Origin of the sequence: Phyllobacterium lublinensis (genome assembly GCF_020164435.1) — a bacterium.
GTDB classification, from domain to species: domain Bacteria; phylum Pseudomonadota; class Alphaproteobacteria; order Rhizobiales; family Rhizobiaceae; genus Phyllobacterium; species Phyllobacterium lublinensis.
Window position 1 is genome coordinate 1 of the sequence record NZ_JAIUDQ010000008.1, and the last position, 25,025, is coordinate 25,025.

18 protein-coding genes and 1 riboswitch are annotated in these 25,025 nt (G+C 59.7%); of the genes, 10 read left to right on the forward strand and 8 right to left on the reverse strand.

The window, feature by feature from the left end; translation table 11 throughout:
• Nucleotides 1-936: threonine/serine dehydratase (locus tag K9U38_RS11835; RefSeq protein WP_224494539.1), on the reverse strand; the 936-nt coding region annotated here is incomplete at its 3' end.
• 480 nt (nucleotides 937-1,416) lie between these two features.
• Between K9U38_RS11835 and K9U38_RS11840 the strand changes: the two genes are divergently transcribed.
• The 9 genes from K9U38_RS11840 (at nucleotide 1,417) to K9U38_RS11880 (ending at nucleotide 13,236) form a co-directional block, all read left to right on the forward strand.
• Complete coding sequence (locus tag K9U38_RS11840) at nucleotides 1,417-2,412, forward strand: substrate-binding domain-containing protein (protein ID WP_224494540.1); 996 nt, start codon at nucleotides 1,417-1,419, stop codon at nucleotides 2,410-2,412.
• A 75-nt stretch (nucleotides 2,413-2,487) separates the two neighbouring features.
• Entirely contained in the window at nucleotides 2,488-3,510 is a 1,023-nt protein-coding gene (locus tag K9U38_RS11845) for a galactitol-1-phosphate 5-dehydrogenase (RefSeq protein WP_224494541.1), read from the forward strand.
• A gap of 28 nt (nucleotides 3,511-3,538) precedes the next feature.
• Complete coding sequence (locus tag K9U38_RS11850) at nucleotides 3,539-5,059, forward strand: FGGY-family carbohydrate kinase (RefSeq protein WP_224494542.1); 1,521 nt, start codon at nucleotides 3,539-3,541, stop codon at nucleotides 5,057-5,059.
• Nucleotides 5,056-6,060, forward strand: a complete 1,005-nt coding sequence (locus K9U38_RS11855) for a sugar-binding transcriptional regulator (protein WP_224494543.1) — start codon at nucleotides 5,056-5,058, stop codon at nucleotides 6,058-6,060. The genes K9U38_RS11850 and K9U38_RS11855 overlap by 4 nt, the downstream gene beginning before the upstream one ends.
• Nucleotides 6,050-7,546 carry a sugar ABC transporter ATP-binding protein gene (locus K9U38_RS11860; RefSeq protein WP_224494544.1) on the forward strand — a complete coding sequence of 499 codons (1,497 nt, stop codon included), beginning with the start codon at nucleotides 6,050-6,052 and terminating at the stop codon, nucleotides 7,544-7,546. The genes K9U38_RS11855 and K9U38_RS11860 overlap by 11 nt, the downstream gene beginning before the upstream one ends.
• Nucleotides 7,533-8,546 (forward strand): ABC transporter permease, encoded by a 1,014-nt coding sequence (locus K9U38_RS11865; protein ID WP_224494545.1) that lies wholly within the window; start codon nucleotides 7,533-7,535, stop codon nucleotides 8,544-8,546. Before K9U38_RS11860 ends, K9U38_RS11865 begins: the two co-directional genes overlap by 14 nt.
• Nucleotides 8,543-9,547, forward strand: coding sequence for a deoxyribose-phosphate aldolase (gene deoC, locus K9U38_RS11870; RefSeq protein ID WP_224494546.1), 1,005 nt, complete (start codon nucleotides 8,543-8,545; stop codon nucleotides 9,545-9,547). Before K9U38_RS11865 ends, deoC begins: the two co-directional genes overlap by 4 nt.
• A gap of 10 nt (nucleotides 9,548-9,557) precedes the next feature.
• Complete coding sequence (locus tag K9U38_RS11875; protein WP_224494547.1) at nucleotides 9,558-11,957, forward strand: aldehyde dehydrogenase family protein; 2,400 nt, start codon at nucleotides 9,558-9,560, stop codon at nucleotides 11,955-11,957.
• Nucleotides 11,958-12,189: 232 nt separating this feature from the next.
• Nucleotides 12,190-13,236 carry an adenylate/guanylate cyclase domain-containing protein gene (locus K9U38_RS11880; RefSeq protein ID WP_224494548.1) on the forward strand — a complete coding sequence of 349 codons (1,047 nt, stop codon included), beginning with the start codon at nucleotides 12,190-12,192 and terminating at the stop codon, nucleotides 13,234-13,236.
• Nucleotides 13,237-13,487: 251 nt separating this feature from the next.
• Here the strand turns inward: K9U38_RS11880 and K9U38_RS11885 are convergent, their stop codons facing one another.
• The 3 genes from K9U38_RS11885 to K9U38_RS11895 form a co-directional block, all read right to left on the reverse strand.
• Complete coding sequence (locus K9U38_RS11885) at nucleotides 13,488-13,769, reverse strand: DUF1127 domain-containing protein (RefSeq protein ID WP_224494549.1); 282 nt, start codon at nucleotides 13,767-13,769, stop codon at nucleotides 13,488-13,490.
• Nucleotides 13,770-13,835: 66 nt separating this feature from the next.
• Nucleotides 13,836-13,991: a hypothetical protein gene (locus K9U38_RS11890; protein ID WP_224494550.1), complete on the reverse strand. Its 156-nt coding sequence runs from the start codon at nucleotides 13,989-13,991 to the stop codon at nucleotides 13,836-13,838.
• A 76-nt stretch (nucleotides 13,992-14,067) separates the two neighbouring features.
• Nucleotides 14,068-14,898 (reverse strand): helix-turn-helix transcriptional regulator, encoded by an 831-nt coding sequence (locus K9U38_RS11895; protein WP_224494551.1) that lies wholly within the window; start codon nucleotides 14,896-14,898, stop codon nucleotides 14,068-14,070.
• Between the two features lie 225 nt (nucleotides 14,899-15,123).
• On the opposite strand from K9U38_RS11895, the gene K9U38_RS11900 reads away from it, so the two are divergent.
• Complete coding sequence (locus tag K9U38_RS11900) at nucleotides 15,124-16,179, forward strand: GSU2403 family nucleotidyltransferase fold protein (protein ID WP_224494552.1); 1,056 nt, start codon at nucleotides 15,124-15,126, stop codon at nucleotides 16,177-16,179.
• Nucleotides 16,180-16,390: 211 nt separating this feature from the next.
• On the opposite strand, the gene gcvP is transcribed toward K9U38_RS11900, so the two are convergent.
• From gcvP to K9U38_RS11920, 4 genes are all read right to left on the reverse strand, one after another.
• Nucleotides 16,391-19,192 carry an aminomethyl-transferring glycine dehydrogenase gene (gcvP, locus tag K9U38_RS11905; RefSeq protein ID WP_224494553.1) on the reverse strand — a complete coding sequence of 934 codons (2,802 nt, stop codon included), beginning with the start codon at nucleotides 19,190-19,192 and terminating at the stop codon, nucleotides 16,391-16,393.
• 189 nt (nucleotides 19,193-19,381) lie between these two features.
• Nucleotides 19,382-19,750 carry a glycine cleavage system protein GcvH gene (gene gcvH / locus K9U38_RS11910; RefSeq protein ID WP_224494554.1) on the reverse strand — a complete coding sequence of 123 codons (369 nt, stop codon included), beginning with the start codon at nucleotides 19,748-19,750 and terminating at the stop codon, nucleotides 19,382-19,384.
• 5 nt (nucleotides 19,751-19,755) lie between these two features.
• Nucleotides 19,756-20,874 carry a glycine cleavage system aminomethyltransferase GcvT gene (gene gcvT / locus K9U38_RS11915; RefSeq protein WP_224494555.1) on the reverse strand — a complete coding sequence of 373 codons (1,119 nt, stop codon included), beginning with the start codon at nucleotides 20,872-20,874 and terminating at the stop codon, nucleotides 19,756-19,758.
• 163 nt (nucleotides 20,875-21,037) lie between these two features.
• Nucleotides 21,038-21,135, reverse strand: a riboswitch (glycine riboswitch).
• Between the two features lie 768 nt (nucleotides 21,136-21,903).
• A complete protein-coding gene (locus tag K9U38_RS11920) occupies nucleotides 21,904-25,008 on the reverse strand; it encodes a response regulator (RefSeq protein WP_255607165.1) in 3,105 nt (1,034 codons plus the stop codon).
• Nucleotides 25,009-25,025 lie beyond the last annotated feature (17 nt).

Below are 25,025 nucleotides of genomic sequence, written 5' to 3' on the forward strand. Positions count from 1 at the left end.
GGCGAATGTCACAGCCGTCGTGTTGGCGCCGCAAACCACGACAGCCACACGCTCGTCGGCCGCGGGAACGAATTTCCCGGTCAGAAGCGCGGCAAAGGCCGCCGCACCTCCGGGCTCTGTCACGATGCGGACCTTGTCCCACAGCGCTGCCTGCGCCGCGCGGATATCGTCATCGGAGACGAGCAGCGAATGCGCCACGAAAGCCTGGGCAATCGGGAACATCAGCGTGCCGACGCGTCTGGGCGCCAGCGAATCGGAGGCAATACCTTCCGTAGGGGAATCGACCGGTTCGCCGGCGGCCAATGCACGGTGCAGGGTCGGTGCGCCTTGGGGCTCGACCGCCACGATTTTTATCCGGCCACCGAACCATGCGGCGATGCCGCCGATCAGGCCGCCGCCGCCCACCGCGACCAGCAGCGTCGTGACATCCGGCACATCGGCCTCGATCTCGGCCCCCAATGTGCCCTGTCCGAGCAGGGTTTCGGGCTGGTCATAGGCATGGATAGCAAGGGCGCCGCTCGCATTGGCGAAGTCCTCGCTGACCGCCAGCGCATCGGCATAGCGGTCACCGCCCATAACGAGTTTGGCGCCGTAATCGCGGATGCGCTGCGCCTTGGTCGGGGAGGTGACCGCCGGGACGTATATCGTGGCGGTCACGCCGAGGCGCATCGCCGCATAGGCGACGGCGGCGCCATGATTGCCGCCGGATGCCGCGACAACGCCTGCCGGCGGAATGGGCCTGGTCAGGAGATTGGTGAAGGCGCCGCGCGCCTTGAACGAGCCCGAATGCTGCAGGCATTCCAGCTTGAGATCGACCCTGTGGTTCGCAAGACCGAAATCACCAAGGTCGATGCCGAGGACGGGCGTATGGCGGATATGCGGCCGGATCAACCGTTCGATGCGGGTTATCCGTTCGGGCGTGATCGCAATGGACATTGGATACTCGCAGATTGAGGACCAGGGCGTGCCCGGAGGTTGTGAGCACGCAATCGGACTGAGATGTTATGGGGCCTTGTTTCCGGACACAAGGAGCAGGCCCCCGCAGAATCCTGGGGTGCTCTCGATGCCCTGCCGCGATCCGCGCGGCATGGGAACAGGCCACATCTGCGGGAATGCCACATGGTCGGAGCCGCTGTATCGACGCCCTTTTTTGGTCAGCGCTCGCCGCGCAATACACGCCTTCTCCCGACCGCGGTGCATCTGGCATTTCTCAGCAATCATCAATTTTTACAAATGGAACCATACGCTTATCGCCATTCGTCGGCCGCACACCCGGAACATCCACGAACCCATCACGCCATTTTGAAATCGACGCGTTGACAGCAAAAAGAAGTTCTGGTTATCTGATTTTACAAATGAGCAATAATTGCACTTTTGTTGATTTGCCGAAACCGTGAGTCATTGGGGAGGAAAACCATGCTCAACCGCCGCCACATTCTGTCGAGATTTGCCTTTGCCGTATCCGCACTGTCCATGGCCGCAGGGCTCGGAATGGCCATGCCTGCCGCCAATGCCGAGGGCCTGAAGATCGGCTTCAGCCAGGTGACGCTGCAGTCGCCATTCTATGTGCAATTGAAGACTGGCGCCGAGGCGGCTGCCAAGGCCGGCGGCGATACCCTGGTGTTTCTGGACGCCAACGGCGATGTCAGCAAGCAGAACAATGATATCCAGGACCTGATCACGCAGGGTGTGAATGCCCTTATCATCAATCCGGTCAATCCCGACGCGGTCGTTCCCTCGCTCGAGGCCGCCGTCGCCGCCGGCATCCCGGTCATTACAGTCGACCGCAGCGTAAATGGCACCGGGGTCACCGCCCATGTCGGGCGCGACAACAAGAAAATGGGCCAGATGGTCGGCGAAGCGGTCGCCGCGCGGCTGAAAGCCGATGGCGTCGAAAAGGCCAAGATCATCGAGATCCAGGGCGATGCCGGGGGTGCGGTGATGATGGATCGCCGCGACGGGTTCCATAAGGCGCTTGAAGGCTCGGGCCACGCCATCGTCGAGGGGCCTTATGCTGAATACATCCGGGCCAATGCCGTCACCGCCATGCAGGACCTGCTCCAGGCCAATCCCGACGTCAAGGTCGTCTATGCCCATAATGACGACATGGCCCTCGGCGCGCTGCAGGTGCTGAAGGAAAACAACCGCAATGATGTGTTGGTCGCGGGCGTCGACGGGCTATCCGAAGCATTGACCATCATCGCCGAGGGCGGCAACTACATTGCCTCGGCGCTGAATGACCCGAAATATCTCGGCGACGTGACGATCCAGGTCGCTCGTGAAGCCGCGGCGAAAAAGGACGTATCGAAATTCGTTGACGCCGGCTCGACCCTCGTGACGTCGAAGAATGTTGCCGAATTCCCGCGCGAAGGTCTTTTTGCCGAGTATCGCCCGCAGGTTCTCGACCAGTAGGTCACCTCCCGAGACCGCGGGGCAGGGCACATCCTGTCCCGCGTCTTGTCAGACTTTCCATTCAAGGACCCGTTCATGCGCGCAGCAGTGCTCTATGCCCCCGGCGATATTCGCCTTCAAGATGTTCCCGCCCCGCAAGCTATAGAAGGCCACGTCATCGTGCGCGTAGCATCGGTCGGCGTATGCGGATCGGATATGCCGCGCATGCTGATCAAGGGCGCACACCGGATGCCGCTCATCTGCGGTCACGAATTTTCGGGTCACATCACCGAGATCGGCGAGGGTGTCGACGGTTTTGAAATTGGCGAACTTGTTGCCATTCCGCCCATGCTGCCCTGCTTCAAATGCGACCAGTGCCAGAAGGGCCAGTTCTCGCGGTGCAGGGATTATGATTATTTCGGCTCGCGCCGCGATGGCGCCTATGCGGAATATGTCTGCGTTCCGGTTGCCAACCTGCTCAAGACGCCGGAGGGCATCGATCCGCGAGCCGTCGCCATGACCGACCCCGCCTCCATTGCATTGCACGCCATCTGGAAGGCGGGCGGCATCGGCATGGGCCAGCGCGGCGGCGTCATCGGCTGCGGACCGATTGGTCTGTTTGCCATCCAATGGATGAAGCTTATGGGCGCAAGCGAGGTGGTCGCCATCGATGTCTCCGAGGAGAAACTGGCCATGGCCCGCCGGGCCGGGGCGAAGCACACATTCCTTGCGGGCGCGGATATTCCGCCAGACCTTTTGTGCGATACGATCATCGAGGCGGCGGGCCATCCTTCATCGATCAACACGGCAGCAAAGCTTGCGGCACCGAGCGGCCATGTCGTCTTCATCGGTATACCGGTTGCCGAAGTTACGCTCGACAACAGGACGTTCCAGCATTTCCTGCGCCAGGAGGTTTCCCTCCACGGATCGTGGAATTCCTTCGGCGCACCCTATCCCGGACCGCAATGGACCGTGACCCTGGAGAAGCTGGGCTCCGGCGAGCTTGAATGGGAGTTCATGATCACCCATGATCTCGATCTTGCCGAACTGCCGGGCATGTTCGAAAAGTTCAGGACCGACCGGTCGATGTTCTTTTCGAAAGTGATGTTCCGTCCATAACCGGGCGGAACGGGAGGAGCCGTAAAAAATGTCACTTGTCCTGAACTTCGATCTTGGCACGGGAGGTGTCAGGGCTGGAGTTTACGATGTGGAGCGCAGAATCATGCTCTCCCTGTCGGAAGCCAGTTACAATACCAGCTATCCGCGCGCCGGATGGGCGGAGCAGCAGCCCGAAGAATGGTGGAGCGCGCTTTTGACGGCCGGCCGCAATGCGGTCGCGCAATGCGGGTCGGGCGAAATCGCTTCCGTCTGCGTTGCCACGACCGCGTCATCGGTGGTGATCTGCGACAGGCAAAGCAAGCCGCTCTATCCGGCCATCCTCTGGATGGATTGCCGCGCCAGCAAGGAGGCTCGCGCCACTGAGAGCGTGGAACATCCGGTCATGGCCTATAGCGGCGGCGGTGATGCCGTCGAATGGCTGGTCCCTAAGGCCATGTGGCTGGCGCAAAATGAACCGGCGATCTTCGCCAGGGCCGATATCATCGGCGAGGCCCTGGACTTCATCAATTACCGGCTGTGCGGCATGTGGGTCGGTTCGCGCATGAATGCTGCCTGCAAATGGAACTACGATTCGAAGAATGCCGCCTTCGTTCCGGAAATCTACCGCGCACTCGGCATCCCCGAGCTGCAGCACAAGCTGCCGCAACCCATCGTGCCGGTCGGGGACGCTATCGGCAATCTGCTGCCGGAGGTGGCTGCAGCGCTCGGCATCACCACCCCTGCCATCGTCGCGCAGGGCGGCATCGATGCTCATATCGGTGTTCTTGGTGCGGGCACGGTTGCCGCCGGCGGGATGCTGATCATCGGGGGCACGTCGGTCGTCCATCTGACGCATCTGGAAGAACAGGGCGATGTCAGCGGATTCTGGGGACCCTATCCCAATGCCCTCGTGGACGGGTTGTGGCTGGTCGAAGCCGGCCAGGTATCGGCAGGCTCGATTCTCAACTGGTTCAGCCAGAAGCTTTTCGGGCTCGACGAGCAGGGTCACGCGGCATTGATCCGCGAGGCCGCGAGTTTGCGGAACCGCAGCCCCGGACTGCTGACCCTCGACTACTGGATGGGTAACCGCACGCCTTATCGCGACGCGGACCTGAGGGGTGCGATCCTCGGACTGTCGCTCGGCCATGATCGCGCCGATGTCTATGCGTCGGCGGTCGACTCGATCGCCCTCGGATCCGCCAATGTCGTGGCCGTTCTCGAAGACCGCGGCGTTGCCGTCGAGCGCATTGTGATTGCCGGCGGCATCTGCAAGAACGCCCTTTGGCTTCAGGCCACCGTCGACGCCCTTGGCAGAGCGGTCCATGTGGCCCATGACGATAACCTTTCGCTGATCGGTACGGCCGTCTGTTCGGCTCACGCCCTTGGCCTTTTTCCCGACCTGATCGCGGCATCGGAGGCATGTGCCGCACCGACCAGGGAACTCATACCCGAATCGGGGCGGGCGGGGCGCTATCGGGAGATGATGGAACTCTATAGAGATGCAACGGAAACACTCACGCCGGTGCTTCACGCGTTGAGTGTCCGGCAGATGGCGGGGGCAGAACGATGAACGATGCAAGACTAAATCCATCCGTCCGCCTTCCGTCCGATGAGCAGCGTGAGCATCTCATGGTGCGCGTTGCCAAGCTCTACTATGATCTCGAGCGAACGCAGAGCGAGATTGCGACGGAACTAGGCCTGACCCGCTGGCAGGTGGGCCGCCTTTTGACCGAAGCCAAGGAGCTCGGTGTCGTGCGCATCGAAATCACGCCGAGGGCCTATCGCAGGACGGAACTGGAAGTAAGGCTCCAGCAGGAATACGGCCTGAAGGATGCCATCGTGGTCCCCTCGGGCGGCACGACGGATTCGGCGCTGCTGATGGAAAGTGTCGCGCAGGCCGCTGCCAGATATCTTGCCGGGCTCAACCCGAAGCCCGAGCTGGTCGGCGTCTCGTGGGGCCGCACCATGTCGGCGGTCGCGCGGTTCCTGCCTGGCAACTGGAACCCTGGCGTGCATGTGGTTCTGGTCAACGGATCGACCAATCTCCGCTCGACGGCGACCCATACGAGTGCCGTTGCCGAAGAGTTTGCCAAGGCAGGCAATGGTTCGGCAACGCTCCTTCCCGTTCCGGCAATCGTTGGCAAGAAGAGCACGCGCGAAGTACTCGAGGAAGACCCGATCATCGAACGCGTGCTGACCCTGGCCAAGCGGGCCGAAGTGGTCTGCTTCGGCATGGGCGGCATTACGCATGAGTCGGTACTGCTCAGCTCTGGCTATCTCGACGAAGCCGATATCGACCGGCTGAAGGATGCGGGTGCCGTAGGCGACATACTCGGCCGTTTCGTGGATCGCGACGGCAGGATCGTCGATACGGCCATCGATGACCGGACCGTCGGTCTACGCCTGGATTTCCTCAAGTCAAAGCCGTGGTCGATCGGAGTCGTTGCGGGTGAGGAAAAGCTCCAGATCGCCGTGTCCGCCCTGAAGGCCGGTTATGTATCCGTCATCGTTACCGATGAAGCGACCGCCCGTTACGCGCTTGGGATTGGAGGCTCAGAAGATGGCGAATGATGTCCTGACCGTCGAGCGCGTCTCCAAGATATTCATGCCCAACATTGTTGCGCTGGAGTCCGCGTCGCTGAACGTGCGGGCAGGAGAAGTCCATTGCCTGCTGGGCGCCAATGGTGCGGGCAAGTCAACCCTGCTCAAGATCATTGCTGGTGCATTTCGACCAACGGATGGCGTATTGCTGCTGGACGGCGTACCGGTCGAGCTGCGCTCGCCGGCGGAAGCGGCCCGCCTTGGTATTTCGATGATCTATCAGGAGCTTGATCTGGTCCCGCAATTGACGGTCGAGCAAAACCTCTTCCTCGGCCACGCGCCAGGCAAGTTCGGTCTCATCGATCACAAGGAGCGGCGGCGCAGGTCGAGCGAGGCACTGAGGCGGGTCGGCGCCGGATTCTCGCCGGATGCGCGGGTGGAAACGCTCTCCGTAGCCAACCAGCAACTGACCGCCATCGCGCGGTCGCTGACCATGGATGCCAAGATCATCATCATGGATGAGCCATCGGCGTCGCTCAACGAGACCGAACTCGAGAGCGTGTTCGAGGTCATCCGCGATCTCGTCCGGCACGGCGTCGCCATCCTCTATGTCAGCCATCGGCTCGGTGAGCTTCGCGAGATTGGTGATCGCGTCACGGTGCTTCGGGGTGGTAAGACCATCGATACGTTCGACGTTGCGAGCACTGGCGACGAGGCACTCGTGGAAGCGATCATCGGCAAGGAGCGCTCCCTGATCGAGCGCAAGACCCGCAAGCCGGTCACCGGAAAAGTGGCGCTGCATGTCAACCGTCTGCGGGGAGCCGAGGGCCTCGATATCGCCGGTCTTGAAGTGCGGTGGGGCGAGGTCGTCGGTCTGACGGGTCTCAACGGAGCCGGCCGCACCTCATTCCTGAAGTCGCTGTTCGGTGCAAACAGTTTTGAAGGCGATATCGTATTGGAGGACAAGTCCTTTCATCCGCGCCATCCGGCACACGCCATCCGTCGCGGCATTGGTCTGGTGCCGGAAAGCCGCAAGACCGAGGGCCTTATCCTTCATGCCCCGATTTACAAGAATGCAACCTTGCCATCCATGAACCGGAGCTGGCTGACGCGCCATTCCCTGCAAAAACAGCGAACGGCACCGGTCCTGGAAAGCCTTTCCACCAAGTATGGCAAGGCCGAGCAGGCGGTGGTCCAGCTTTCGGGCGGCAATCAGCAGAAGGTCGTCCTGGCGAAATGGATTATCAACGGCGCGCGCATCCTGCTGCTCGATGAGCCGAGCCGCGGGCTCGACATCGGCGCCAAGGCCGACCTTTACAACCTCGTCGATCAGCTAGCCGAAGGCGGCGCTGCAGTCATTGTCGCCAGCAGTGAGCTGGAGGAGCTTTATGCCGCTTGCGATGCCATCTGGGTCTTCCACGAAGGACGCAATATCGGCAGGTACGATCCATCCGTCACCGACCGCGATACGATATTGCGGGCCACAATTCTGGGTGAAAATCATGTCCAACTCTGAAAGCGCACTGCCGTCGGTTCATGCGCACGCGCCGGGCCTCAGCAAACGTATCGCTGATCTGGCCATAGAATATAATTTCATCGTCATCTTCCTGGCGGTGGTGGTCATCGCCGCAACCCTGTCGGGTAATTTCCTGACCTTTACCAATATAGCCAATCTGTTCCAGCAGGCGGCCGTCGTGGGTGTGGTGGCGATCGGCATGACCTTTGTCATTCTCACCGGCAATATCGATTTGTCGGTTGGCAGCGTCGTGGCGCTTTGCGGCATGCTGGTGGCGACGCTGTTGTCGCAAGGGTATGATCCGTTCGTCGCGGTGGCGATTACTGCGCTTGCAGGCACGACCTGTGGCGCGGCCATGGGAGCGATCAGTGCACTCGCGCAGGTGCCGAGCTTCATTGTCACGCTGGCCGGGCTCGTCTCGTTTCGTGGTCTCACCTATCTTATGACGGACGGCGTCCCGGTCAGCGGGCTGCCGCAGGGATTTGCCGCGATCAGCTCGACGATGGTGCCAATCCTGCCGGGCTTCGCCATTTCTTCCATGGGGCTGATCTTCATCGTCCTTTGCATCCTGGCAGGTTTGGTTCTGCGGTTCACGGTCTTCGGCGAATATGTATTTGCGACTGGCGGCAATCCCGAAGCGGCACGCCTGTCCGGCCTGCCAACGCGCCTGATCGTGACTGCGGTTTTCGCGGTGTCGGGCTTCATGGCAGCGCTCGGCGGAATTCTCTTGACCTCGCGTCTGCGCATCGGGCAGCCGACAGCAGCACAAGGGCTGGAGCTCGACGCGATTGCAGCGGTAGTGCTGGGCGGTACCAGCCTGTTTGGCGGGCGTGGGGGTGTCCTCGGCACCTTTTTTGCCGTGATGCTTCTCCAGGTACTTCGCAATATATTCAATCTTCTGGGGTTGGGCTCCTTCTACCAGATGACTGTAACCGGTATCATCATCGTTGCAGCCATCCTGCTCAATCGCTTTATAGATCATAGGAAGGGTCGGGGATGAACACGCAACACACCAAGGTTCCGGATGGAACGGAAATCAAGCTGGCACATTCCCACGCGCGCAATGCCGGCACCAAGCTCAGGCCGGAATGGTTCGAGGACATCGCGGTCAATCGCTCGGCGACGGAACGCCGCGCTGCGACACTGACGACGCGCCGGACGGTGAAAAAGGAGTATCAGGCTGCATGGCTGGTCAAGGCCATCACCTGCATTGACCTGACCACGCTTGCCGGCGACGACACGGCGGGTCGTGTCCGCCGCCTTTGTGCCAAGGCGCGCCGCCCGATACGGGACGACATTCTTGAAGCGCTTGGCCTTGCGGACGAAAACATCACAACCGGCGCTGTTTGCGTCTATCCCACCATGGTGCCGCACGCGGTCAAGGCGCTGCATGGCTCGGGGATCCCCGTTGCTTCCGTGGCGACTGGATTTCCAGCTGGCCTCACTCCGCTGCCGCAACGGCTGGCCGAAATCCACTATGCGGTGGGCGAAGGCGCTGCCGAGATTGATATCGTCATCACGCGTGAGCACGTTCTCACCCAGAACTGGCAGGCACTCTATGACGAGATCGTGCAGATGCGCCAGGCCTGCGGCGATGCGCATCTCAAGGCCATTCTCGCGACGGGTGATCTCAATACGCTGCGCAACGTCTATCGGGCTTCGATGGTGGCGATGCAGGCCGGCGCCGATTTCATCAAGACATCGACTGGCAAGGAGGAGGTGAACGCCACGCTTCCGGTCAGCCTGGTCATGCTGCGCGCATTGCGGGATTACGGAGAGCTGTCGGGCCAGACGGTCGGGTTCAAGCCGGCCGGTGGCATGAAAACCGCCAAGGATGCCATGAACTGGCTGATCCTGATGAAGGAAGAGCTTGGACTCCCATGGCTGCAGCCGGATCTGTTTCGCCTCGGCGCAAGCTCGATGCTCGCCGACATCGAACGGCAGCTGGAACATTATGTGACGGGCCGCTACGCCGCGTCTTCGCGCCACGCGCTAGCCTGAGGAAATGAGCATGGGACAGATCAAGGACATCCTTCGCACCATGGAATACGGCCCCGCACCGGAGAGCAACTCCGACGTCAAGAACTGGCTTGAGATCAACGCGAAGGGCTTCGGCCACTTTATCAACGGCAAGTTCACTCCGGTGGAAGGTCGCAAGACATTTTCCGTCAGCAACCCGGCCAACGAAACCGTTCTGGCCAAGGTCGCGCAGGGTACGGCAGAGGATGTCGATGCGGCCGTCAAGGCCGCACGCGGCGCCTTCGGCAAATGGTCTAAGTTGCCAGGGCACGAGCGCGCCAAGTATCTTTATGCCATTGCGCGTCATATCCAGAAGCGTGAACGGTTTTTTTCCGTCCTTGAAACCATGGACAATGGCAAGCCCCTTCGCGAGACGCGCGATATAGATATTCCGCTCGTGGCCCGGCATTTCTACCATCATGCCGGCTGGGCAGAGATGGTCGAGACCGAGTTCGAAGGGTACTCGCCGGTCGGTGTCTGCGGCCAGGTGATCCCGTGGAACTTCCCTTTGCTGATGCTCGCATGGAAGATCGCCCCCGCGCTCGCCGCGGGTAATACGGTCGTGCTGAAGCCTGCCGAGTTGACGCCACTGACCGCGATCGCCTTTGCCGAAGTCTGCCATGAAATCGGCCTGCCCGCGGGCGTGGTCAATATTGTCCACGGCGATGGCGAAACCGGCGCGCTGATCTGCGGTCACGACGACATCGACAAGGTCGCCTTCACCGGCTCGACCGAAGTTGGCCGCATCATCCGCGAACAGATTGCCGGTTCGGAAAAGAAGCTTTCGCTGGAACTGGGCGGCAAGTCCCCCTTCATCGTCTTCGAGGATGCCGATCTGGATGGAGCGGTGGAAGGTGTTGTCGATGCCATCTGGTTCAACCAGGGTGAAGTTTGCTGTGCCGGCTCGCGCATACTCGTTCAGGAAGGCATTGCGGAACGCTTTTACAACAAGCTACGCAAGCGCATGGAAACGTTGCGGGTCGGTGACCCGCTCGACAAGACCATGGATATCGGCGCGCTTGTTTCCGCCGGCCAGTTGAAACGCGTCTCCGCGCTGGTCGAGCAGGGCAAGGCCGAGGGCGGGACGCTGTGGCAGGCGAAGGTAGAACTGCCGGCCAAGGGCAGCTACTTCGCACCCGGCTTCTTTACCGATGTCGAGCCGGCATCGACGGTCTGCGAAGTCGAGATCTTCGGTCCCGTCGCCACCGCCAGCACCTTCCGCACCCCCGATGAAGCGATTGCACTCGCCAACAACACCAAGTACGGGCTGGCAGCCTCGATCTGGTCGGAAAATATCAACCTCGCGCTCGATATGGCGGCGCGGGTCAAGGCCGGGGTCGTCTGGATCAATTCGACCAATCTGCTCGATGCGGGCGCCGGTTTCGGCGGTTACCGCGAAAGCGGATTCGGCCGTGAAGGAGGCCGCGAAGGCCTTTACGAGTATCTTTCGGCCGATTGGGAAAAGCGCCTGCCTCCGGTGAAAGCCGAACCGGCGCTCAAGCTTTCGGCAGCGCCCGACGGCGATGCGAAGGTCGCCGGGACCGGTGCGATCGACCGAACGGTCAAGAACTATGTCGGCGGCAAGCAGGCGCGTCCGGATGGCGGTTACAGCTATTCGGCGCTCGGCAAGGGCGGGCAGGTCATTGGCCAGGCCGGGCTAGGCAACCGCAAGGATATCCGCAACGCGGTGGAGGCGGCGGCCAAGGCCGGCGCCTGGGGTGCTGCCACAGCGCACAATCGTGCGCAGGTGCTGTATTATATCGGCGAGAACCTCAGCGCCCGGCAGGCCGAGTTCGAGGCCCTGCTGGTGGAAAGCACGGGCGTGTCCACCAAGGCGGCCGCCGAGGAGTTTGCTGCTGCGTTGCGCCGCATCTTCTACTATGCCGCCCAGTCCGACAAATATGATGGGGCGGTCCACGCAACCAAATCCCGTCATGTGACATTGGCGATGAACGAGCCATGGGGTGTCATGGGAATTGTCTGCCCCGACGAGATGCCGCTCTTGTCCTTCGTTTCGCTGGTTCTGCCGGCGATTGCCATGGGTAACCGTGTGATCACGGTGCCTTCGACGCGACATCCGCTTCTTGCCGCCAACCTCTACCAGGTTCTCGACACGTCAGATGTTCCCGGCGGTGTGGTCAACATCGTCACGGGTGAGCGCGACGTGCTGGCCAGGACGCTGGCCGATCACGACGAGGTCGATGCGCTCTGGTATTTTGGCTCGAAGGAGGGCAGTGCCATGGCGGAAAAGGCGTCCTGCGGCAATCTCAAGGCGACCTGGGTAAGCAATGGCCGCCAGCGCGATTGGCTCAGCACCGGCCAGGGCCAGGGCAGGGAGTATCTGCGCCGGGCCGTGCAGGTGAAGAATATCTGGGTGCCCTACGGCGAGTAGCGTTTCACCTTTGCTGCAATTGTTCTATCGCCGTCAGGTGTGACGGCGATAGAGCCAAAGCGTAAGCGGTGCAAGTAGGATTGCCAGGAGGGTACACGTCTGCGAAACGCCTGGTCAGGCCCCTCCACGTCAAAATGACACCGCTCTGCCATAGTTCCTGCGAGAATCGATTATATCTCGACCGCCTTGAAGCCTATAAGAGGCTGAAGTGAAGCGATTGGAACCAGGGCCCATGAACAGGTATTCATTCGGATTCTGGGTATTCGTGCTTTGCGCCGTTGCAGCCAGCGGTGTGCTTTACGGATATCTTGGCTACGGGGAAGCATCGCTGACCGGCGCGATATTTGCGCTGTTCATCTGTATCCCTGTCATTGCCTTCGAACGCGGGACGCTTTTCCCGCGGCTGTACAACTGGATCAACGCGCTGCCAACGCCAGCCTTCATTGTCTGCGCGTTCCTCGTCTTCTATCTGTTCATCAGCGTGGGCTACACCCTGTGCGGCACGCTGCTTTGGGCCATCGGGTACCTTCCGGGCGATTGGTGGCAACAGGCGGTCCTGCCGCCGAAAATCCTGTTCTACACGCTTGGCGTTTCGGCCATCCTCAGTTTCGTCACCCGGGTGCGCGAACTCCTCGGCCGCGATATCTTCGCCAATCTGCTGATAGGACGCTATCGCAGGCCGATCGAGGAAGCACGTGTCTTCCTGTTCGTCGACCTGGTCGGATCGACCTCCTTTGCCGAAGAATTCGGTGACCTGCGGGCCCAGCAATATCTGAGTGCGCTGTTTGCCGAGCTGGCTGCACCGGTACGTCGCCGCCACGGGACGATCGATGATTATGTCGGCGATGCGGCCATCATCACCTGGCCCATGGAGCGCGGTATACGGGATGGCAATTGCGTTCATTGCATCTTCGATATCCTCGATGCGATCGAAGCCAATGCGGACAAATGGATGAAGCGCTTCGGCAGGATACCGCGCTTGCGGGCGGCATTGCATGGCGGCCCCGTCATCACCGCTGAAATCGGGGTCGACCATCACAAGATCACCTATTTCGGCGACACCGTGAATACGACCGCGCGGCTGGAAAGCCTGTGCCGGACACTCGATTCTCCCGTACTTATCTCAAGCGATCTCGCCGCGCGCATAAAGTTTCCGGGTGATGTCGAGGCCACATACCTTGGCACCCATGCCCTGCGCGGCAAGGGGCAGGCACTCGGGGTGATGGCCCTGTCGCGCGGGAAGGATCAGCGATTGAAGCTTGTTGCCCAGCGGGCCTGATATTTCGATCCGTTCGGCGCGGGCAGCAGTAGCGAGGCGCCGGTGAGCTGCGGCCAGAGGCAACTGATGTCCACTGCCAATGCGAGGTAGGCGGCGTCTTAAGCAGAAAGTGTATGCTTCTTGGCGAGCGAAAGTATCTGGTAGTCGTCGTCGGTATGCTGATCATCGAGTAGAAGGTGGAAGCCCACGTGTGATACTGACCGATCCGCGAAAGGCCAAGGAACCCCCACAGCCAAGTTGCATAATATAGCTTATGGAACTAAAAAGTGTGGCTTCCCTTGTGCGGTCAGCGTGATCATCCGCTCGCCGGTGGATGTACGATCCTTGGCGGCGCACGTGCCTACCTTGTCGTCAGCCGTGGCGTTTGGAGGCCCTGGTCGTTCTGCATATGCATCCGGCCAGCCAATATCCTTGAGGATGTGGTCCGGAAGGTCGTTGATACATCGTTTGTTGCGCGATCGCCTGATCGAAGCCGCCACATCTGCCATGATCCGGCTCAATCCTCGAACCAAGTTGATTCCTCCATAAGCCATATGCCATCTCCTTGACCCATCTGGCATCGACCGGCTATGCCAGATGGGGTTGCTGAGTCACTGAGATCAAACGGCTCGCTGTTCGTGGCCCTTGGCGCTCGCTTCACGCAATTTCTGGGCGCATTCTTCGCAGCAGACTTCAACGACATGCGTTCCGATTTTGACCTCGATGGCTGTCGCATCGAGTTTGTCGTCACAGACGGCGCAGGTTTTCTCGGTCATCTTTCTATCTCCCTTTCAGCCCGATTGTCGGCCTGCTCAGGAGACCATTTAGTTGCCATAGCCGCTATCGAGATCTTTAGGCGTTTCGGGTGGATCGCGTGAAGGCCGTCGGTGACCGGCCGTAGGCCTGGCGAAAGGCGGCCGTGAAATGACTGTGGCTGGAAAAGCCCAGATCCAGGGCCAAAGCGGTGAGGTCGTCATATCGCGCGATCATATCCAGTGCACGCGCAAGACGCAGATGGAGGTGATAACGGTACAGGGGAACGCCTTCGACCTGCCGGAATATCTGGGTCAGGTAGACGGGCGAACCGCCGGTTTCAGCGGCAATGTCCGCCAAGGTCCAGCGCCGGGATAGATCGCTCGCCAGAAGAAGTTTGATCCGATCGGCCAGCCGGCTGCGTGCATAGGTTGCCCGGTGGCGGTGTGCCTGTCGCGGTCCAAGACTACGGCATACCAGCGTAAGCAACAGGCTCTCCGCTTCGAGTGGGTCGATGGTGCCGTTCGTCAGACTGTGCCGCAACAATGCAACCAGGACCTGTGCCCGCGCATCGATGCGCAGATGCTGGCGGCAGAAGCCCGGGTTGCCATGGTCATTGAGCAGGGATTTGGGTGCCAATTCGCGCAACATTGACTCCGGCAGGCAGAGCGACAGGCTTGCGTCGCCACCTTCGACGGGGTGACTGACCTGATAGGTTTCATCGGCATTGAAGAAGAGTACATGGTTCGCATCCGCCACGGTTTGGTCACCGCCGACATGCCGGACGTAGAGACCGCGATACGGAAACACGAGATGCGTTGCCGAAGCAGATTCTTCCGCGCTGCGATGGCGGCATGTGCCGCGGCAGACAACATCATGTACCGCTATGGTGTCGGTCAGCAAAAGGTGGCTGACGTCGAACTCCGGCAAGGTGCTCCTCCTACCATGCATGCGCGCGATAAATAATACAGCGAGGCTCCTGACATCGGTCTGTCAGGAGCATGAGCGTTGTCTGGTGCCGATTGCACGCAGAATATCCCTTTTGCGCCAGATGTTGAATTGAACAGGGATAATTCATTGAAAATCAGCTTTTTGATTTACGCGATACGCGCTATTATCCCTATTGCTCCATTAACAACCTTGATTGGGGATAATATGATTGAATTCAAGGAATTATCTTCTGATCAAATACGCCAGCATGTCGATACCGAGCAGAGCTACGAGGTCTACGGCAGAAGCCTGAAGGAGTATGACCAGCGCTTCGCCGGTTCCATGTCATGGAAGACGAGCACGAATGGCAAGGAATATCTCTACAAGAAGACGAGCGGCATCTGGAAATCACTGGGCCCGAGATCACCGGAAACCGAAACTATCTACAAACAGTTTCATTCCGGTCGCGACAATACCAAGGACCGCCTGACCCGTCTTGCACAACGACTGGATGAACTTGCCCCGGTCAACCGGGCCATGGCACTTGGGCGTGTGCCGCTTCTGACGGCGCGCATCGTCCGCGCCCTGGACAAGAGCGGCCTCATGGGAACGGCGGTCGATGTCGTTGGAACAAATGCGCTTTTTGTCTATGAGCGCTTGGGCGGCGTCCAGATCACGAGCGGACTGCTTTCCACGCAGGACGTCGATCTCCTGATGGACTCGCGATTCAGCCTGCGGTTGATAAGCCAGGAGTTCGGTGCCAAGGGATTGATCGGTCTCCTGCAAAAGATCGATCATTCATTTGCGCCCCTGGCGAAGAACAGCTACCGGGCAGCCAACCGTGATGGTTTCCTGGTCGATCTTATCAAACCGACGCCCAGGAACGTCATGGCAAGTGGGGGAAAGTCGCGTTTCAGCGCAGACGAAGATGATTTGCAAGCCATTGAAATTGAAGGGCTTTCATGGCTGGTCAACAGCCCTAAAGTGTCTGCGGTCGTGATCGATCAGCGCGGTTACCCACTGGCATATTCCTGCCCGGACCCACGAGCCTTTGCGCTGCACAAACTGTGGCTGTCGCGGCGAGCCGATCGTGATGCGGCCAAGCGGATTCGCGACGGCATGCAGGCGCGTGCGGTAGCGGACCTCGTCCGCACCCGGCTTTCGCATCTTTCCTTTGAATCCAGTGACTTGCAGGCCCTCCCCTTGTCCTTGCGGCAGCTTGCACCGGAACTCCAGCCCGGCGGCGACAGCATGGAACAGAGCATCTCACCCAACTGGTGAGCACTCGCCTTGGCACAGCACAAATTCCCGCGTGAGTTGAAAATTTGACACCAAATTCGAAGATTCCCGGTTGAGATTCCGACATTCGGCATGCAAATCGGCCGAGATCCGCCCTAACCTTTCCGCAAAACAAGAAAAAAGGTGCCAGATATCCGTCTGGCACCCTTTCCATTCCGAAATTAATTGAACTCTCGTTCAATTAATTTCATGCTTAACTATAGGCTTGCATTGGCGGGCAGGAGCAAACCAGATTGCGATCGCCCGCGACATTGTCGATGCGTGACACTGGCGGCCAGTATTTCGGGTTCTCCTCGCTCTCCCCTGCAGGCAGGCTTGCCACGCTGCGGCTGTAGGGATGCGACCAGTCGTCGGCAAGAACATCGCCTGCCGGATGCGGCGCATTGACCAGCGGATTATCATCCTTCGGCCATTCGCCGCTGGCAACCTTTGCCGCCTCGCCCGCTATCGCAATCATCGCATCGCAGAAACGGTCGATCTCGCGCTTCGATTCGGACTCGGTCGGCTCAACCATCAGCGTTCCAGCGATCGGCCAGGACATGGTCGGGGCATGGAAGCCATAGTCGATCAGCCGCTTGGCAATATCCTCGACGCTGATGCCCGCGCTTTCCTTCAGCACACGCGTATCGAGAATGCATTCGTGCGCGACACGGCCATTGCGACCCTGGAACAGCACCGGATAGGTGTCCTTCAGGCGATCGGCGATATAGTTGGCATTGAGGATGGCCATTTCCGTCGCGCGTTTCAAACCGGCGCCACCCATCATGCGGATGTACATCCAGGTGATCGGAAGGATCGATGCGCTGCCGAAGGGTGCGGCCGAAACTGCATGAGCCGATCCAACTGCAACATGGCCAGGCAGGAAGGCGGCGAGGCGCTGCTTGACGCCGATCGGCCCCACGCCGGGTCCTCCGCCGCCATGCGGAATGCAGAAGGTCTTGTGCAGGTTCATGTGACACACGTCTGCGCCAATGTCGCCGGGGCGTGCCAAACCAACCAGCGCATTGAGGTTGGCCCCGTCGAAATAGACCTGGCCGCCATGCGCATGGATCATCGCACAGATATCCTTCACGCCCTCCTCGAAGACCCCATGGGTCGAAGGATAGGTGATCATCAGCGCCGCAAGATTGGCGGAGTGCAATTCGGCCTTGGCCTTCAAATCGTCGAGGTCGATATCGCCTTCATCTTCGCAGGCCACGACAACCACACGCATGCCGGCCATATGGGCGCTGGCAGGATTGGTGCCATGCGCTGACTCCGGAATGAGGCAGACATCCCGATGGTCATCGCCGCGATCAAGATGGTAGCGGCGGATGGCCAGCAGGCCTGCATACTCACCCTGACTGCCCGCATTGGGCTGCAGGGAAACCGCATCGAAGCCGGTGATCTCGGCCAGCCAGTTTTCCAGGTCGTCGGTCAGCGACTTGTAGCCCAGTGCGTGACCGGCGGGGGCAAACGGATGCACGTTCGCAACGCTCTGCCAGCTGACAGGCAGCATCTCGGCTGCAGCGTTCAGCTTCATCGTGCAGGATCCGAGCGGGATCATGGCGCGGTCAAGCGCCAGGTCCTTGTCGGCAAGCCGGCGCAGGAAACGCATCATCTCGGTTTCGGACCGCTGCTGGTGGAAGACGGCCTGGGTCATGAAGCCCTCGGCTGGCCGGGTTCCCGGCAGTGTTGCCTCGGCAGTTTCCGGGACGCTGGCCCCGAATAGCGCGGCCAGAGCGACCAGATCTTCGTCCGTCGTGGTTTCATCAACCGCAATGCCGATGCGGTCCTGGTCGACGATGCGCACAAGGCGTCCGTCCTTTTCAGCGGCGGCGGCGATGGCGCCCGCCTTGCCGGGAACATTGACCGTTATTGTATCGAAGAAGTGCTTGCCGCCGATTTGAAGTCCGGCAGCGGCAAGACCCGCCGCCAGGCGTGCGGTCCGGGCATGAACCTGGCTCGCAATCGCCCGCAGACCCTGCGGTCCGTGCCATATGGCAAAGGATACTGCCATGTTGGCCAGAAGAGCCTGCGCCGTGCAAATATTGGATGTCGCCTTGTCGCGGCGGATATGCTGTTCGCGGGTCTGAAGCGCAAGGCGATAGCCGGCCCGACCCTTGGCGTCGACCGACTGGCCAACCAGGCGTCCCGGTATAAGCCGCGTCAGCGCGTCGCTGACGGCAAGATAGGCGGCATGCGGTCCACCATAGCCGATCGGCACGCCGAACCGCTGCATCGAACCAGCGGCAATATCCGCTCCAATCGAGGCCGGGGATGTACTGATCGTGAGCGCCAGGGGATCGGCGACGGCAATGACCAGCGCGCCAACAGCCTTTGCGGCCTTGATGATGGCGGAGTGATCGCCATAGACACCATAGGTATCCGGCCAGGGCACGATGATCGCCGCTACTTCCGCGTTGATTTCGCCACCATTCACCGTCATTCCGAGCGGCTCGGCACGCGTCCTGACCACGTCGAGGATCTGCGGATGGACATCTCCTGCAAGGACAATGCGCGCGCGCTTTTCGCGATGATGCCGCCAGGCGATGCCAACGGCTTCGGCGACCGCTGTCGCCTCGTCAAGCAGCGAGGCAGATGCCACAGGCAGGCCCGTCAGCTCTGTAACCAGCGTCTGGAAATGGAACAGCAGCTCAAGCCGCCCCTGGCTGATCTCGGACTGGTACGGCGTATAGGCCGTGTACCAGGCCGGGTTCTCGAACAGGTTGCGTTGAATCACCGCCGGCACGTGGGTGCCGTGATAGCCCTGCCCGATGAAACTCTTGAGTGTCTTGTTCTGGTCCATCTTTGCGGCGAGCTCGGCCAGGGCCTCAGCCTCATTGACCGCCTCAGGGATATTCAGCGGCCGCTCCAGACGGATGGACTTCGGCACCGCCTGCGAAATCAGGGTTTCGAGCGAAGGAATGCCAAGCGTCGCCAGCATGGCGCGCGAGCCCTGGATACTCGGGCCAATATGACGATCGGTGAAGGGGAAGATTGTGTTGTTGTTCATGGTGCGCCTTTTGTCTGCAGTTCAATGGCCCTTCCCGTCGCTTCGCTCCTCCCCTCCCACAAGGGGGGTAAGGCCGCAAACGATACGAAGTTCTGCATCCAGCGAGTAACAATGGTATGGGATGCAGCACTTATACCCTCCCCGTGTGGGGAGGGATGGGCCGGAGGCCCGGGAGGGTATATGGTATTCCTATCCAATAATCGCCTTGTATCCCGCCTCATCCAGCAGCGCGGCCAGCTGGCTCGTGTCGGAGAGTTTCATCTTCCACAACCAGCCATCGCCTGTGGCCGATGAATTGACCAGGGCCGGGTCGCTTGCTGTCGCCTCGTTGACCTCGACCACTTCGCCGTCCACCGGCGCATAGACGTCGGAGGCTGCCTTGACTGATTCAACCACAACGGCCGGGTCGCCCTTCGACAGGGACTGGCCAATCTCGGGCAATTGGACAAAGACGAGATCGCCGAGCTGATCCTGCGCATGATCGGTAATGCCGACCGTGGCAACGCCGTCCTCGACGCGTACCCATTCGTGATCTTCGGTGAAATATGTGGATGCCATCGGTATTATCCTTTGTGGTAGCGATGTGGCGTGAAGGGAAGTGAATGAACATGGAGCGCAATGCGATTGCCGCGCACCTCGGCGAAAACCTGGGTGCCGACGGGAGCAAAATCCTTGCCGACATAGCCCATTGCAACGGGATAGCCTGCTGACGGACCGAAGCCGCCCGATGTCACCAAACCAACAGTATTGCCGTGGATATCCACCAGAAGGGAATCCGACCGCACCGGTTGGCGGCCATCAGGTTTCAGGCCGACGCGTTTGCGGCTTGGACCCTTGGCGAGCTTGTCCTGGAGCGCCTTGGCTCCGATGAACGCCGCCTGCTCGCGCACGGGCTTGGAAATGGCCCATGTAAGACCTGCGTCGACAGGATCCGTTTCCGGCGTGATATCGTTGCCATGCAGGCAGAGTCCGGCTTCGAGACGCAGGCTGTCGCGCGCCGCAAGGCCGACCCATTCCACACGTTCGTCGGCGAGGAGCGCCATTGCAAGCTTCCGCGCCTCTCCGGCGGGCAGCCCGATCTCGAAACCGTCTTCCCCCGTATAGCCGGACCTGCTCATGAACCAGCCGGGCTTCGGTTCGAAACCATGCATGAAGGAAAGTCCGGTTCCGTCAATTCCGGCGGCGGCGAGGACGTCGATCGCCATCGGTCCCTGGATTGCCAGGAACACGCGGTCCAGCGCATCGATTGAACAATCATAGCCTTTGGCTACTGCACGCAGATGCGCCTCGTCGGTAGCGGCATTGCCGGCATTGGCAACCACCATGAAGCGGTCGTCGCCCAGCCTTGTGACGATCAGATCATCGAGGATACCAGCCTTCTCATCAAGGAAGAACGTGTATTTGGACTGTCCCGCGGCCAAGGACGCCGCATCAAGCGGGCACGCGCGAGCAAGCAGCGCGGCGGCGCCAGGACCGGAAACCTCGAACAGCTGCATGTGGGAAATATCGAAAAGTCCGGCAAGCTCGCGGGTGTGAAGATGCTCCTTCATCACGCCAAGCGGATAGGTGATCGGCATTGACCATCCCGCAAATCCGCCAAAGCGCGCATTGGCGGCTTTGTGCAGATCCTCAAGAGGTAATGACTTGAGATGTTCTGATTTGTTGTTTTCGTCGGCGCCCATTTTTACTCCAGAGACATGCAAAGACCTCCGCCACAATGGCGGATTCAATCTTTACCCCTCTGTCGGAAGCCTGAGAGACTCGCCCGGCCGGAACGCTGCTCTTGCGGTCTGGCTGAACTTACACCTTCGGCGCGGGGTTTCCCCCGACTTTCCAGAGTTGTCTTATCCGTTTGCGGTTCCTGGTACCTGAGAGATTTCGGGCGATTTCCCCTTCGGTGGTCCTGCGCATCACTGCACGGGACACTCTCCCGCAAACTGACAGGGCCTTGCGATTGTGCAAATCATCAGACCCTCGACAGGCTGGACCATAGCGCACCCGCATCAGGCTGTCATGGCAAAAACCACCAATTTGCCGTTTTGTGGACAGAAATTGTCGAAGGAGGGACACTGTGCTTTGGTCGTACGACTGCAGAAATCCTGACCGGCTGCTGCGCCGCGGCCGCCATTTTCATATTGTGAGCCAAGCGGAACGCATAATAACCCCAGTCCGGCGACGCTACCGGACATTGCCCGAGTTCAAGCATGTCTCGATTTGTCCGATCCCGGGCTAGCTTGCGTATACTGTATCGGTGCCCATCGCACCCACGGGATTACGGCAGCACAACAGGTTTTGCTATTGCGCGACGTTGTGCAGTAAAACCCAGCCAATTCCAACAGCTATTGCAAGGATGGCCACGAACAGACTGCCATACAGTTGGTATGGCCGATCGTTTGGCAGCTGGTGATTAAAATCACGCATGAAAGTCCTCTCAAAGGGTTCGAGGCTCCCATCTCAAACACGCCATGGACAAGCTTGGCAGATGAGAGCTCTGCTCGAATTTTTCCGAAGTTTACCCCTTGCACGCAGGACAAACCATTGAGCAATCCGAGGTATTTGGGAGATCTCAACTAAATAATTTGGGGATTGGCCGTCGTTCGCTTGCTCTTGCATTTCGTCAATGACGGCCAAATGATTTCAACCGCACTCACGGGTTTGCAACCCGAGCCTGTGTATGGCCGGAGACGACACGAGCGTATTGGTTTGGGTTGTCAATTGCCATTTCGGGCGGCGCTCAGCGCCGCGACGATATCGCCACTGCCATACGGCTTGCGCAGGAGAACGGACCTGATCCCTTCTCGCATTTTCGGCAAAGCGTCGCGTCCCGTGGCAAAGATGATACCGATGTCCGGCTGCAAATCTTGAGCCTCGCTTGCGAGGTCCGAGCCAGATGCGCCCGGTAATGTAATATCAGTAAACAGGATGTCGAATGGCTGCGCCCTCAATGCATTCATTGCTTCCACCGAGTTCGAAGCTTCGACAACGGTGTGGCCCATTTCGGTCAACATATCAGCTGCATTCATGCGAATGAGCACGTCGTCTTCCACGAGCAGGATCGTCAAGGCAGGTGACAACGGCGCCTCGTTGAATTCCGGAGCCGACGCAAGCGCCTGCTCGGACTGTTGATCTCGCTGAATTTGGCTGTCGAGTACATTGCGGATTTTCCTGGCGAGCGCCTCGCGTCCGTATGGCTTCGACAGCAGTTCCACGCCTGCATCGAGCCGCCCTCCATGCACGATGGCGTTTTCGGTATATCCCGATGTAAATAGCACTGCGATGTTTGGAAGCCTTTGCCGTGCCTGACGGGCGAGTTCCGGGCTGCGAAGCGGGCCAGGCATGACGACATCCGTGAACAACAGGTCAATGGGCACGCCACTTTCGATAATGGACAGTGCGCTTGTCGCGTCTTTGGCCTTGAGTACCCTGTAACCAAGATCGCCCAACATCTCTACCACGGTGGCACGAACTTCCTCGTCGTCCTCAGCCACCAGTACGGTTTCGGTGCCACCGGTAACGGGGCCAAAATCCGCATCTGTCAGTATGTCTTCGTTATGATGGACCCGTGGCAAGTAGATCTTGACCGTGGTGCCCTGTCCCGGTTCGCTGTAAATTTTGACATGACCACCCGATTGCCTGACGAAGCCATAGACCATTGAAAGGCCGAGCCCGGTACCTTTCCCGACTGGCTTAGTGGAAAAGAATGGCTCGAATACCTGGGCAAGAACCTCTGAGGACATGCCGACACCAGTGTCCGTTACCGCCAGCATCACGTACTGGCCCGCTTCGACGTCCACATGTTTCCGGGCGTAAGCATCATCGAGAAAGGCGTTGCCAACCTCGATCGTCAACTTGCCACTGTCGTCCATTGCGTCGCGCGCATTGATCGCGAGATTGAGCACGGCATTCTCAATTTGCGTCGGATCAACCAGTGTGTTCCACAGTCCGCCAGCGCCAATGAACTCCATCTCGACTGACTCGCCGATCGTCCTGCGCAACATGTCCCCCATATTGGCAACAAAACGGCCGATATTGACAACTTTGGGCTCAAGCGCCTGCCGGCGGCCGAAGGCGAGCAACTGGCTTGCCAGCTTCGACCCCCGACTGACGCCAGCGAGTGCGTTTTCCACACGACGCTCCGCGCGCGGGTTCCCCGCAACGTCCTTTGCCATCAGTTGCAGATTGCCGGACACAATTTGCAGGAGGTTGTTGAAGTCATGTGCGACGCCACCTGTGAGTTGGCCCAGTGCTTCCATCTTTTGGGCCTGGCGCAACTGTTCTTCAGCCTTGGATCGCTCATTGATCTCATCGGCGACCCGTTGTTCCAACGTCATGTTTAACAGGTGTAACGCTTGCTCGGCCTGGCGTCGCTCCGCCAATTCGCGTTCAGCTGCCTGGAAAAGCCGCGCATTATCGATGGCGACGGCGGCTTGGCCGGCAATGCCAACCAGCAGCGTTTCGTGGTCAGGCTTGAACATGCCCACCTCCGCATGCCCGAAAAACAGTCCGCCAATGACCTCCCCGGACCGAGATGACACCGGCACGGCCAGATAGCTGCGAACAGGGAGATGGCCCTTCGGCATGCCGTAATGGGGTTTGCTTTTTCCGTAGCGAGGATCCTGGAGAATATCATCCGAGCGCACGACGCCCTCACCTGCAAAGGTGGGTGCAAAGACCGCCGTGTTGCGCGGCATGGGGAATTTGGAGAATTCTTCGCGCGGCACGCCAGAGAGGGAGTACAGCATGTAGCTCTCTCCCTTCTCGTCCAGAACATTATAAAAGAACGCGCCGAACTGTGCTCCCACCATCTCGAGACAGGCGTCTGTGACCATTTGGACGACCTTTTCGAGGTCAAGCTCACCCGCGATATCAGCGCCTATATGATTGAGGATCTGCAAAAGACGCGTTTCCTTGCGCAGCGCGATATCGGCTTGTTTTTGCTCGGTGACATCGTGGCCCTGAACGAATATGCCAGAGGTCTTGCCAGCTTCGTCAAAGATCGGCTGATAGACAAAATCAACGTAGCGGGTTTCGCGTTTCCCGCCTGGACGAACTTGCAGTTCCACCGACATGCCTTGGCCGACAAAGGGCCGTCCAGTTTCATAGACCTCGTCAAGAAGTTTCACGAAGCCTTGATCGGCTATTTCTGGCAGTGAAACGTTCAAGGGTCTGCCAAGAATGTCGCGATGCCCGATCAACTGGAGATAGGCGGCATTGGCCATTGCGCAGATGTGCTCAGGTCCCGACATCATCGCCATGAACCCGGGAGCCTGCTCAAACATGTGCCGCAGCCGCTCGCTCTCGCCCTTCAGGCGTCTTTCCGCTCGCACCTTCGCAGTGGTTTCGACAACGATCGCCATGACGCCGGCTGGCCGACCATCCTCGCCGAGAAGCGGTGAATAATCGAGGTTCATGAAGGCGGATTCGGGACGGCCGCTTCTATCCAGGGTAAGTTCCTGATCCGTATAAGCCAGTGTCTTGCCGCTTAAGCCGGTTTTCATGACGACATCGTTGAAGTCCGCTACCTCCGGCCAGCCTTTGCGGACTTCAGATCCAAGAAGCTTGGGGTGGCGGTTACCGGCAAATTTCGAATAGGCATCGTTGTAGATCATGATGCCCACCTCGCCCCATAGTGTCACGATCGGGACCGGTGAATAAAGTATGAGGGCTATCGTCGTCTTGAGGGTCGGCGGCCAGCCACCGATCGGGCCAAGAGGCGTTGCCGCCCAGTCGAAGTCGCCAATCAGCCGCGCAAGTTCGCCGCCGTGACGCAAAAACCATCTATCATCGGTTGAATGTGGCTGTTCTGCAAAGCTCATATAGGCCCTATGGAATG